The sequence below is a fragment of the Variovorax sp. 01N425 genome, from assembly GCF_056399465.1.
On record NZ_JBFTRJ010000004.1, the window covers coordinates 15,616 to 28,123 of the forward strand.

General features: G+C 67.7%; 10 protein-coding genes. 7 read left to right on the plus strand and 3 right to left on the minus strand.

Translation table 11 applies throughout. The features are described 5' to 3' along the window. From AC1DSC_RS07920 to AC1DSC_RS07935, 4 genes are read left to right on the plus strand one after another with little or no spacing between them, the layout of a single operon-like run. Complete coding sequence (locus AC1DSC_RS07920; RefSeq protein WP_436287709.1) at positions 1-2,646, plus strand: DUF2169 family type VI secretion system accessory protein; 2,646 nt, start codon at positions 1-3, stop codon at positions 2,644-2,646. Next, entirely contained in the window at positions 2,643-3,755 is a 1,113-nt protein-coding gene (locus AC1DSC_RS07925; protein ID WP_436287710.1) for a pentapeptide repeat-containing protein, read from the plus strand. The genes AC1DSC_RS07920 and AC1DSC_RS07925 overlap by 4 nt, the downstream gene beginning before the upstream one ends. Continuing rightward, positions 3,752-4,486, plus strand: coding sequence for a DUF3540 domain-containing protein (locus tag AC1DSC_RS07930; RefSeq protein ID WP_436287711.1), 735 nt, complete (start codon positions 3,752-3,754; stop codon positions 4,484-4,486). The genes AC1DSC_RS07925 and AC1DSC_RS07930 overlap by 4 nt, the downstream gene beginning before the upstream one ends. Positions 4,487-4,501: 15 nt before the next feature. Next, positions 4,502-4,888 (plus strand): DUF4150 domain-containing protein, encoded by a 387-nt coding sequence (locus AC1DSC_RS07935; protein WP_436287712.1) that lies wholly within the window; start codon positions 4,502-4,504, stop codon positions 4,886-4,888. Between the two features lie 6 nt (positions 4,889-4,894). On the opposite strand, the gene AC1DSC_RS07940 is transcribed toward AC1DSC_RS07935, so the two are convergent. From AC1DSC_RS07940 to AC1DSC_RS07950, 3 genes are all read right to left on the minus strand, one after another. Then, positions 4,895-5,881 carry a tripartite tricarboxylate transporter substrate binding protein gene (locus AC1DSC_RS07940; RefSeq protein WP_436287713.1) on the minus strand — a complete coding sequence of 329 codons (987 nt, stop codon included), beginning with the start codon at positions 5,879-5,881 and terminating at the stop codon, positions 4,895-4,897. A 91-nt stretch (positions 5,882-5,972) separates the two neighbouring features. Beyond that, entirely contained in the window at positions 5,973-7,049 is a 1,077-nt protein-coding gene (locus AC1DSC_RS07945; protein WP_436287714.1) for a patatin-like phospholipase family protein, read from the minus strand. A gap of 361 nt (positions 7,050-7,410) precedes the next feature. After that, on the minus strand, positions 7,411-9,786 hold the full coding sequence (locus AC1DSC_RS07950; RefSeq protein ID WP_436287715.1) for a Tex family protein: 2,376 nt from the start codon (positions 9,784-9,786) through the stop codon (positions 7,411-7,413). 186 nt (positions 9,787-9,972) lie between these two features. Between AC1DSC_RS07950 and AC1DSC_RS07955 the strand changes: the two genes are divergently transcribed. From AC1DSC_RS07955 to AC1DSC_RS07965, 3 genes are all read left to right on the plus strand, one after another. Continuing rightward, positions 9,973-10,710 (plus strand): FadR/GntR family transcriptional regulator, encoded by a 738-nt coding sequence (locus tag AC1DSC_RS07955; protein ID WP_436287716.1) that lies wholly within the window; start codon positions 9,973-9,975, stop codon positions 10,708-10,710. 68 nt (positions 10,711-10,778) lie between these two features. After that, positions 10,779-11,609 (plus strand): substrate-binding periplasmic protein, encoded by an 831-nt coding sequence (locus AC1DSC_RS07960; RefSeq protein WP_436287717.1) that lies wholly within the window; start codon positions 10,779-10,781, stop codon positions 11,607-11,609. Between the two features lie 44 nt (positions 11,610-11,653). Further along, complete coding sequence (locus tag AC1DSC_RS07965; protein WP_012747980.1) at positions 11,654-12,508, plus strand: substrate-binding periplasmic protein; 855 nt, start codon at positions 11,654-11,656, stop codon at positions 12,506-12,508.

The following is a 12,508-nucleotide window of genomic DNA, read 5'->3' on the forward strand; positions in this document are numbered from 1 at the left end:
GTGAAAACCATCAAGCCCCTGCGCCTGAGCGTCCTGACGCGACCCTTCCTGCGCGCGCAAAGCCAGCGTCTCGCACTCACCGTGATCGGCATGCACACCCTCGGCGAAGGGGGCGTGCTGCTGCCGGAGACGGAGCTCTGGAAGACCGTCTCTGCCGAACTGGGAAACCAGTCCGCGATCGATCTCGGCATTCCCAAGCTGCGGCCCGAATTCCTGGTGAGCGGCCAGGCCTACACCTGCCACCAGCAGGACAAGACTCGCTGCGCGGTCGACCTGCGCGTCGGCACCTTGCGGCGCCAGTTCCTCGTTTCGGGCGACCGCTACTGGCTGGATGGCCGCGCCACCGAGCCGCAGGCTTTCGACACCATGCGCCTGGACTGGCGACACGCGTTCGGTGGCCCCGGCTTTGCCGCCAACCCCGCGGGCATCGGGTACGCACCCGAGATGGTCAATGGCCTGCTGGTGCAGCGGCTGCCCAACGTCGAACGCCCGGGCGATGGCATGGACCGCCCCGACCGCAGGCCGGTCCCGGCCTGCCCGGGTGCGATGGACGTCGATCTGCCCGAACGCCTGAAGCTGCTGGGAACGGACTACGGCGACCAGTGGCGCGAGACGCTTTACCCCGGCTTTGCGCGCGACATGGACTGGCAGTTCTTCAATGCCGCGGCTGCGGAACAACGCTGGAACGACGAACTGTCCATTCCCGCAGCCGCGCCCTACGAGATCTGGAACATGCACCCGGAGCATGCGGTGCTGCGCGGACGGCTTCCGGATCTGCGCGCACGCGGCTTCGTGGCGAGAAAGTCTGCGCGGCCCCTTGCGCTGGAAGAGGTGCCGCTGCGGCTGACCACCGCCTGGTTCTTCCCGCACATGGCGCAGGTCATGCTGATCTTTCACGGCGAGACGCTCATCGCCGAGGACGACGCCGCGGATATCACGCATGTCATGCCGGCGATGGAAGCGGCAGACGGCCCGCTGCGCCCCCTCTCCCATTACGAGAAGGTCTTCGAGAATCGCTGCAACCTGGAGAAAGGCGCGATCCATGCGCTGCTCGACGAGGAACTGCTGCCGGCCTCGGCCATCGGCCCCTGGCTGGACCAGATCGACGCGCGCGAATCGATCCTGGCAAGGAACATCAAGGACAAGGGCGAGCGCCTGCGCGCCGAACTGACGGCGCGCGGCCTGGAGGCCGGCCACAAGGCGCGCCATTTCCGGGAACGGCCCCTGCCGAAGCCTTTCGACAAGATGCCCACGCTGGCCGAACTGCCCGAGTTCATCGACAAGACACGCGCCTACCAGCGCGAACAGGAACGCAAGCTGGAGGAAGCCAGGCAGGAGGTCGCGAAGGCGGCCCGGGACAACGCATCCGAATCGCGCAAGGCGGGCTTCGATAGCAGCCGGATCACCGAGGAAAGCCAGAACGCGCAGCTCAAGGGCCCGCCGAAATTCGAGGCCGAGACGATCGTCAAGGGCCTGGCCGGCATCGCCGCGGCCACGGGCGCCCCGGCCATGAGCGCCGCCGAGCACGCCGAGCTGCAGGCCATGGGGCAGCGGGGCCGGCAGGACATGCTGGCGCTGTACCGCATGGCGGCCCACCACCAGGCCGCTGCCGATCCGATGGCTGCCGAACAGAATGCGCAGGCGCGCGAATGCGTGCTCGCCGCCATGGCCGCGGACCGCGATCTGTCCGCCATGGATCTGACGGGCTGCGACCTGTCGGGCCTCGATCTGCGGGGCGCCCGCATGCACCAGACCTTGCTCGAAGGCGCCCGTCTCCAGGGCGCCCGGCTGGATGGTGCCGACCTGAGCCAATCGGTGCTGGTGCGCGCCGACCTGCGCCAGGCCTCGTTGACGGGCTGCAACCTGGAGCGCGCCAACCTCAGCCTCGCGCGCTGCGAAAACACCAACTTCGCGCAGGCCCGCTTCGAGCGCACGCAGATGGAAAAGCTGCGCCTCGACGGCTGCTGTCTCGACGAAGCGAGGTGGAGCCATCTGTTGCTGCAGGGGATCGAACTCGCGGATTGCAGCCTGCGGCGCGCCGACCTCCGCTACGTGAGCATGGCCGAACACTGCCGGCTGGCGCGCTGCGACTTCGGCGAGGCACGCCTGGAAAAGGTGCTGTTCGTGCAGGCCGAATTCGAGTCGGTGGATTTTTCCGGCGCCACCGTCGAAGCCTGCAGCTGGGCCCACACGCCGCTGCACAAGGGCATCCGGTTTCGGCATGCCTTGCTCAAGACCACCAGCTTCGTCGGCACCACGGATCTTCGCGAGGCCGACTTCGAGGATGCCACGCTGGTGCATTGCACCCTGCGCGAGCTGCCTCTCGATGGCGCGAACTTCAGGCGGGCGACGCTCGATACCTGCGATTTCTCCTCCGCGTCGCTCAAGGGCGCGGACCTGCGCGCGGCGGCGGCGCCCGACAGCCTCTTCATCCGCGCCGATTTCACGCGTGCCTCCCTGCGGCTCGCCAATCTCATGAATGCCAACCTTCAGAAGGCCTGCCTGGTCGATGCCGACCTGGGCGAAGCGAACCTGTTCCGTGCCGATGTCTCCCAGATCCTCATCACCCCCGGCACGATCACCCTGGGTGCCCACATCGACCAGATAAAGACACTGCCCCGGCGCCCCGAGGCGGGCGGCGCGTGAATGCCGAGACGCTGGCAGCCCAGGTCCGCAACGGCGAGCCGATCCGCGAGAAGGACTTCAGCCACATGGACTTGAGGGGCATCGACCTGCGCGGCGGCGTGTTCAGCGAATGCAGCTTCCGGGGCGTTCAGGCCGATGCCGCGCGCCTGGGCGAATCCCTCTTCGAGAAATGCCGCTTCGACCAGGCGCAGCTGCCGGCGGCGGAACTGACGCGCACCGCCTTCCACGAGTGCAGCCTGCAGGATGCGGTGCTGGATGCGGCCTCCATGCCGCATTCGGTGTTCAGCGGCTGCACGCTGTGGGGCATTCGGCTGGAAGAGGCCTTCATGGACCAGGCGAACTTCCATCGAAGCGAGCTGCGCAACGCCTGCCTGGACCGTGCCAGCCTCGACAAGGCCGTGTTCTCCGAGTGCGACCTGACGGGCGCGTCCTTCAATGCGGTGGCCTTCTCGTCGACCATCTTCTTTCGCGCAGCGTTGGCGGGCACGCGCTACGCCGGAGCCAGCTTCACGAACGCGATCTTCAGCGAGGCGGATCTTGCGGGACAGGACTTCTCCGGGCAGCAGTTCCACCTCTGCCAGTTCATCGATGCGGTGCTGGCGGCGTGCCGATTCCGCGATGCGCGCCTCACGCAGTGCAACTTCAAGGGGGCCGACCTGCGCAATGCGGTGCTGGCAGGGGCGCAGGCCATGCAGTGCCTGTTTCCCGAGGCCGATCTGCGCGGCGTCGATGCGCGGCGCGGCCAATTCCAGCAGAGCATCTGGGTCGACGCCTATCTCGACGGCGCAGACTTCTCGCAGGCGCAGCTCGAGCAAGGCGTCTTCCATCGCGCGCACTGCGGGCAGACCGCATTCGCCGGCAGCCGCCTGGACTACGCCGATTTTTCCTACGCTTCGCTGGTCCAGGCCGACTTCCGCGATGCCGCTTTCCTGCGCACCGTGTTCCATCGCGCCGACCTGGACGGTGCCCGGTTCAGTACCCGCCTGGGAACGCTGGAGCGGGACCCTGCGCTGCACGAAGCCGAGAAGGTGGCGCTCCAGCAACCCGAGCGCCCATCCCGCCTGGACCGCGACATCCATGGCCGCCGCCCCAAGAAAGAAAGCCCATGACCTCCACCCGGACCACCGACGGCCACACGATCGCCACTGCACGCCATGCAACGCAAGGCGTGCTGGATCCGCTCATGCAGCGCCCTTCGCATGCGGCCCGCGCGGACTCCGGCACGCGGACCGCCACGGTGATCGCCAGCGATGGCGATCCCTGGTTCGAGGTCGACCTCGACGACGGCCAGGGATCGCTGCGCTGCCGGCGCGTCGCCAGCTGCCTGCTGCTGCCCGCGCCGGGCGATACGGTGCTGATCACCTCGACCCGCCAGGGCGGCAGCTACGTCATCGCGGTGGTCGTCCAGGCCGACCCGCGGCAGGCGACGCTGGCCGTGGACGGCGACCTGACGCTGGTGTCGCGCTCGGGTGGCATCCGCGCGCGCAGCGCCGGCCCGATGGCGCTGGAGTCGGACACCTCGATCGCCATGCAGTCGCCCGAGTGGCGCGCGCAGGCCCGGCGGGTCCATTGCGAGATCGGCGAGATGGACTACCAGGGCGCCCGCATCCGCTTCAGCGTGCTGGTGTCGCGCTTCGTCGGGCGCACCTGCGAGGTGGTGCTGGATCGCCTCAACCTGCTCACCCGCTCGAGCTTCCGCCTGACCGAGGAGATGGAACAGGTGCGTGCCGGCCAGATCGACATCCAGGCCGAACAGACCTTGCGCCTGCATTCGAAGAACACGCTGCTGACCAGCAAGGGGCTGGTCAAGGTCGATGCCGAGCAGATTCACATGGGCTGAAAAAAGGAGCACCGCATGTTCGCCAACTGCCAGATGATGGGCCTCGATCTCGCCTTCCCCGACGTCTGCAAGACGCCGCCGGCGCTGCCCATTCCCTACCCGAACTTCGCGCTCGGGCCCACGGCCATTCCCAACGCCTGGAACATCCTGTACGGCGGCGCGCCGGCGCACAACCTGGCCACCGTCACGCCCATCACCAACGGCGACAACGCGGGCGTGCTGATGGGCGTGGTGTCGCAGACGGTGATGGGCCCTTCGCGCCACATCACGGGCGCATTCACCGTGCTGCTCAAGGGCACGCCCTGCACGCGCATGACCAGCCTGTCGGTGCAGAACCGCGGCAACATCGTCGGCATGCGGATCGTGCCGAGCCAGTTCAAGGTGCTGGTGCTGGCGGCCTGATTTTTTTTATTCCGCCTTCACACCCGCCGTGCGGATGACCTTGCCCCACTTGGCCGTCTCGGCCTTGATGAAGGCATCGAACTCCTCGGGCGTGCTGCCGGCCGGAATGGTGCCCATGGCGTCGAGCTTGGCGCGCGTCTCGTCGCTCCTGATGATGCGCGCGAGCTCGTCCGACATGCGCTTGACGATGTCGCGCGGCGTGCCGGCCGGCGCCAGCATGCCGGCCCAGGTGCTGCCGGTGAAGCCCGCGAAGCCCTGCTCGATGAAGGTCGGCACATCGGGCGCAGCGGCCAGGCGCTTGTCGCCCGCCACGCCGATGAGCCGCACCTTGCCTGCCTTGGCCTGGTTGATGAGGCCCGTGGGTGCATCGAAGAACAGCTGGATCTGGCCGCCCATCAGGTCCGTGAGCGCGGGCACTGCGCCGCGGTACGGAATGTGGATCATGTAGGTCTGCGTGAGCGACTTCCACAGCTCGGTCGTCAGGTGCGCGGCCGAGCCGTTGCCCGACGAGCCGAAGCTCACCTTGCCGGGGTTCGCGCGCGCGTAGTCGATGAGTTCGCGCGCGGTCTTGAACGGTGCATTGATGTTGACCGCCGCCAGCAGCGGCGAGATGCCCATCAGCGAGACGCCCGCCAGGTCCTTTTGCGGGTCGTAGGGCAGCTTGGGGTACAGCGTGGTGTTGGCCGCATAGGCCGCGATCACGACGCCGAAGGTGCTGCCGTCGGGCGGCGCCTTGGCAATGGCATCGACGCCGATGAGGCTGTTGGCACCGGGCTTGTTGTCGACCAGCACCGGCTGGCCGAGCCGCGCCTGCAGGCCCACCTGCACCAGCCGCGCCATCTGGTCCGTGAACCCGCCCGGCGTGTAGGGCACGATGATGCGGATCGGCTTGTTCGGCCACGCGCTCTGTGCCAGCACGGGCATCGGAACAGTCGCAGCGGCAGCGGCGGCGGCAAGGGTGAATCGGCGGCGTGAAATGCGGGCCTGCGGCATGGATGGCGGCTTTCTCTGGACAAGAATGATCCGGCCATTCTCGAAGCCGCTGCGCCGCCGACCCCTCAGGGTTTGCCCCGGCGGGGCCTGTTCAGAGCGGCAGGATGTCGCGCGTGCGACCGCCGGTTGCGAGCCAGGCTTCGAACTCGTCCGACAGCCGCTCGGCCTCGCGCGTGGCACGGCTCCATGCGCTGATGCGCGCCTGCGCGTCGTTCGCAAAGTGGATGAAGTCCTTGCGGTCGGGCAGCTTGCCGTTGGGCAGCGAGCGCACCCAATCGGCATCGGGCGCGAGCACCACCATGCGGTCCAGAAAGCTGGTGGACCTGTGGCGCCAGCGCAGGCCCTTGTCGAGCCAGCCCGGCACCACCGCGCGCTGGAAATGCGGGTACAGCACGATGCCTTCGTCGGCCGGCTGGTAGTCCAGGTGCAGGTGGTAATCGGTGATGCCGCCGTCCCAATAGGCACCGCGTGGTGCACCGGGAATGTCGTGCACCGCGGCCAGGAGAAACGGAATGGAGCACGAGGCTTGCAGCACCAGGTTGAAGTTCTCTTCGCTGAGCGCGTGCTGGCGCGTGCGGAAATCTTTCGTGCCGAAAGGCAAGGCCGCGCCAGGCGTGGAAAACACGCAGCGCTCCAGCCATGCACCCAGCCCCTTGCGATGCAGGCTGTTGGTGGCAAAGGCGCCCAGGTAGCCGACCGGCGTGCGCGCCCTGCCCTCGCGCCCGAGGATGTGGCGGCCGCGCGAAGTCACCACATGGAGCTTGTAGCGCGAGTGGTGCAGCACCTCGCCGATGCGTCCGCCGTAGAAGTCGGCCAGGCTTTCGGCAAAGCGCTCGCTGAGCTGCTGCGGGCTCAGGCGCTTCTGCCCCGGCGGTACTTCGAACTGCTGGCGCACGTAGTCGTGCTCGAAACGCGCAAAGGCTTTCTGCGGATCCGCGAGGCAGGCCGTGGCCAGCCGCCATGCGCCGATCGACGCGCCCACCAGGTGCACCGGCTGGCTCGACTGCGCGAGCCAGCGCCCGAAGATGAAGCGGTCGAGCGGCCCAAGGATCAGGCCCTTGGGGCCGCCCGCCGCGCCGGGAATGGTACGCACGTCCTGCGGGCGCAGGCCGTGCTGTTCGATGTGCTTGCGGGCGGTGGGGCCGGCGTAGATGCGCAGGGCTTTCATGCCACCCTTTGCTCGGAAATGACATCCATGTGCAAAGAAGGCATCCGGACTTCTCTCATTGATCCGGCGCAACACCCCGCCTGCGTGCTTCACCTCTCCGCAGAACGAGGAGCTCGCTACGCGCAGGCGCGAAAAGCAGCAACTCCTTGATCGAGGGAGTGGCCGCAGTGGCCTCTTCGCCTTCGGGTTGAGCGCCTTCTTTCGATTGCCCGCTCGGACAGGCATTCGGACGATCGATGACGCGCACCTTCGTGATTGGGACTGGCTGGCGGCTCATTGCACTCACTCCCTCGGCCCGGTTTCTGACTTGCTCGGCAACTTGATCGCCCCGTTCGCTACGAGATGACGCTCTCAATGAATACTACTTGCGCAACCCCTGCAGCTTGGCAAACGCACTCGCCATCTGCCCCGCGGGCTGCGGCGAATTGTCGCGGCGCGGGCCCTGCTGCTGGCCGCGGCCAGCGCCCTCGAAACGGTTGTCGCGCGGGCCGTCGCGGCGCGCGGGCGCCGCATCGAGCTTCATCGACAGGCCGATGCGCTTGCGCGCCACGTCCACTTCCATCACCTTGACCTTGACGATGTCGCCGGTCTTCACGACCTCGCGCGCATCGTTGACGAACTTGTGGCTCAGCTGGCTCACGTGCACCAGGCCGTCCTGGTGCACGCCCAGGTCGATGAAGGCGCCGAACTGCGCCACGTTGCTCACGGTGCCTTCGAGGATCATGCCCTCGACCAGGTCCTTGATGTCGTCCACGCCGTCGTTGAAGCGCGCCACCTTGAAGTCCGGGCGCGGGTCGCGGCCGGGCTTCTCGAGTTCGCCCAGGATGTCCTTGACCGTGATGACGCCGAACTTCTCGTTCGCGAACAGCTCGGGCTTCAGGGTCTTGAGCATCTCGGCGCGGCCCATCAGCTCGGCAATGGGCTTGCCGGTCTTGACGATGATCTGCTCGACCAGCGGATAGGTCTCGGGGTGCACGCCGGTCACGTCGAGCGGGTCGGCGCCGCCGCGGATGCGCAAAAAGCCCGCGCTCTGCTCGAAGGCCTTGGGGCCGAAGCCGCTCACGTCGAGCAGCTGCTTGCGCGTGGAGAACGCGCCGTTGGCTTCCCGCCAGCGCACCACCGCCTTGGCCACGCTGGCCGACAGGCCCGAGACGCGGCTCAGCAGCGGCACGCTCGCGGTGTTGAGGTCCACGCCCACCGAGTTCACGCAGTCTTCCACCACGGCCTGCAGCGTGCGCGCGAGTTCGCTCTGGTTCACGTCGTGCTGGTACTGGCCCACGCCGATGCTCTTGGGGTCGATCTTCACGAGCTCGGCCAGCGGGTCCTGCAGGCGGCGCGCAATGCTGGCGGCGCCGCGCAGGCTCACGTCCACGTCGGGCATTTCCTGCGAGGCGAATTCGCTGGCCGAATAGACGGAAGCACCGGCCTCGCTGACCACCACCTTGTCGACCTTCATCTCGGGCGCGCCGGCCTGCGCGGCCATCTTGGCCAGCAGCTTGATGAGGTCGGCGGCCAGCTTGTCGGTCTCGCGGCTGGCGGTGCCGTTGCCGATCGCGATCAGGTTCACGCCGTGCTTGGCGCACAGCTTGCCGAGCGTGTGCAGCGAGCCTTCCCAGTCCTTGCGCGGCTCGTGCGGGAACACGGTGGCGGTCTCGACCAGCTTGCCGGTGGCATCGACCACGGCCACCTTCACGCCGGTGCGGATGCCGGGGTCCAGCCCCATCACGACGCGCGGGCCGGCCGGTGCGGCCAGCAGCAGGTCGCGCAGGTTGTCGGCAAACACCTTGATCGCCACCTTCTCGGCCTCTTCGCGCAGGCGGGTGAACAGGTCGCGCTCAGTGGAAAGCGCGAGCTTCACGCGCCAGGTCCAGGCCACGCACTTGCGCAGCAGGTCGTCGGCCGCGCGGCCGGCGTGGCTCCAGCCCAGGTGCAGCGCGATGCGGCCTTCGGCGACGCTGGGCTTGCCCGGCTCGGGCTCCACCGGCAGCACCAGCTTGGCGTCGAGGATGTCGAGCGCGCGGCCGCGGAACACCGCCAGTGCGCGGTGCGAAGGCACGCGGCCGATGGGCTCGTCGTAGTCGAAGTAGTCGCGGAACTTGGCGACATCGGCGTTGTTCTCGTCCTTGCCGGCCATCAGCGTGGACTTGAGCAGGCCTTCGTTCCAGAGCCATTCGCGCAGGCTCTGCACCAGCGCTGCATCCTCGGCCCAGCGTTCGGAAAGGATGTCGCGCACGCCGTCGAGCACGGCGGGAACGGTCGAGAATTCAGGGCCCGGCTTGCCGTCGTCGAGCGTGGTGGCGGGCTGCAGGAAGGCCTTGGCTTCCACGGCGGGGTCGAACGTGGGGTCGGCCAGCAGCTTGTCGGCGAGCGGCTCGATGCCGAACTCGCGCGCGATCTGGCCCTTGGTGCGGCGCTTCTGCTTGAACGGCAGGTACAGGTCCTCGAGCTCCTGCTTGGTCGGCGCGAATTCGATCGCGGCGCGCAGCTCGGGCGTGAGCTTGCCCTGCTCGTCGATGCTCTTCAACACCGCGGCGCGGCGGTCTTCGAGCTCGCGCAGGTACGAAAGGCGCGCCTCGAGTTCGCGCAGCTGGATGTCGTCGAGGCCGTCGGTCACTTCCTTGCGGTAGCGGGCAATGAACGGAACCGTGGCACCGCCATCGAGCAGTTCGATGGCCGCCTTCACCTGGTGCTCGCCTACCTTGATCTCGGCGGCGAGCTGGCGAATGATTTTTTGCATGTCGGAGGGGATCCCTGGAACTGGCGACGCCGTTCGGACGCCTTGCGGATAAAGCGCGGAAGTTTGCCATAGGGTGCGGCCGCCCCAAGCGCCGCGGCGACCGCGCAAACGCCAGCGCTAGTGGTAAACCACTATGGGCGGAATTGGTATGCCACGCAAAATGTGGTCTAACCACTTTGATCCGCCATGGCCCTCAAGCTCATTCACCCATCCTCCGAAGCGATGTCGAAAATCGGCCAACCTCCAATGGAGAAGCCGTACCAGCGCTTGGCTGCCAATATCCATGAATTGGTCAAACAGGGTGAGTTTCTGGTTGGCCAGCGGCTGCCCTCCGAACGGGCGCTGGCCGAGCGCTTCGACGTCAGCCGCACCTCGGTGCGCGAGGCCATCATTGCGCTGGAACTGCAGGGCGTGGTCGAGGTGCGCGGCGGTTCCGGCATCTACATCTGCCAGCCGCAGGACGCGCCCACGCGGCTGCCGGTGGTGCAGGAAACCGGTGCCGGCCCCTTCGAACTGCTGCGCGCGCGCTGCCTGATCGAGTCCGAGATCGCCTCGCTGGCGGCCACCACGCGCAAGGACGCCGACCTCGACAAGATGTTCGGCGCGCTCGCCACCATGCGCGAGCAGATGCACGACAAGGAAGCCAACGAGGCGGCCGACCGCATGTACCACCTGCACATTGCCGAATCCACCGGCAACAGCGTGCTGCTGCAGACGGTGACGAATCTCTGGGACCAGGCCAAGGGCCCGATCTGGACGCAGATCGAGCAGCACTTCCATTCGCCCGCACTTCGCCTCCAGTCGCAGGACGACCACCAGCGCATCTTCGCCGCGATCGTCTCGGCCGATGCCGAGGCCGCGCGGCTGGCCATGCGGGCGCACCTGGAACGCGTGATCGGCGAGTTCGCCCAGAGCTGGCGCTAGGCGCCCTGCCCCGCGCGCGGCGGCCCCGGCGCGCTTGACCCTTTCAAAAAAAGACGGAGACACGAACCATGAAGCCCAAACTCGCCCGCGGCCTGGCCGCACTGCTGCTCGCCGGCAGCTTCGGCGCCGTCCAGGCGCAGGAACCGCCCGCGCCCGGCGCGAGCCCGCGCATCGACGCCATCCGCAAGGCCGGCGAACTGCGCGTCGGCGTGCTGCAGAACGCGCCTTGGCTGATCGAGAACACCACCGGCAACGGCGAGCCCTGGAGCGGCCCGGCCTGGCTCTTGGCCAAGGAGTACGCCCGCCTGCTCGACGTCAAGCTCAGCACGGTGCCGGTGTCGCACGAGACCAAGGTGCCGGTGCTGGCATCGAACCAGGTCGACATGACCATCAGCCCGCTGGGCGAAACGCCCGAGCGCTTGAAGGTGGTCGACTTCGTCGTCTATTCCGCCACCAGCGTGTGCATGTTCGGCCGTGCCGACAACGCCAAGCTGGCCAAGGCCGCATCAGTGGACGACCTCAACCGGCCCGAGGTGACGATCGCCTACTTCACCGGCGGCGCCGAGGAAGGCTGGGTCAAGGAACGCTTCCCCAAGGCCAGGCTGCGCGCCGTGGCCAGCTCCGGCGCCACCGCGCCGGTGGAAGAAATCATGGCGCGCCGCGCCGATGCGGCACCGATCAACCGCGTGCCGTGGGTCGGGCTGCAGCACAAGGTCAAGGGCCTCGCGGTGCTGCCGAAGGAAAACAACTGCCAGAGCAGCACCGAAAAAGCCTCGCCGGTCGGCCTGGCCGTCGACAAGAACCAGCCCGCCTACCTCGAATGGCTGCGGCAGGTCGCCAAGGCCCGCAAGGCGCAGCTCGACGCCGACGAGGCCCGCGTGATCGGCGCACTGAAATAAGCAAGCAAGTCACACATCAAGCCAACAGAAAACCGGAGACCTTCATGCCACACATCCCCCGCACTTTCCTCGGCCGCAAGCTGGCCCGCGCAGCACTCGCGGCCGCCCTGGCCGGCAGCTGCATCGGCGCACTGGCGCAGACGCCGCCGCCACCCGGCGCGAGCCCGCGCATCGACGCCATCCGCAAGGCCGGCGTGCTGCGCGTGGGCGTGGTCAACAACCCGCCCTGGCTCGCACAGAACACCGCGGGCGACGGCGAGCCGTGGTCCGGCCCGTCGTGGACGCTGGGCAAGGAGTTTGCGAAGCTGCTGGGCGTGAAGGTGGAGCCCGTGCCGGTGAGCCACGAGACCAAGGTGCCGTCGCTCACGGCCAACCAGATGGACATCATGATCGGGCCGCTGAACGAGACCGCGGAGCGCGCCAAGATCATCGACTTCGTCACCTTCTCGAGCACCGGCGTGTGCATGTTCGGCCGCGCCGACAACCCGAAGTTCACCAGCGCGCGCACGCTGGAAGACTTCAACAAGCCCGAGATCACCATGGCGTATTTCTCGGGCGCGGGCGAGGAGCCGCTGGTGCGCCAGCAGTTCGCGAAGGCCAAGCTGCGCGGCGTGGCCAACTCCGGTTCGGTCGCGCCCATCGAAGAGGTGCTGGCCGGCCGCTCCGACGTGGCGCCGCTCAACCGCATGCTGTGGCCCAACATCAGCAAGAAGGTCAAGGGCCTTGCCGTGTTCCCCAAGGAGAACGACTGCCAGGACAGCAAGATCTTCCAGATCCAGACCGGCATGGGCGTGGCGAAGGACCAGCAGGTGTACCTCGACTGGCTGCGCGCCGTGGCCCAGCGCATGCAGCCCGCGCTCAGCGAAGAAGAGCGCCGCATGACGCAGAACCTGAAGTAA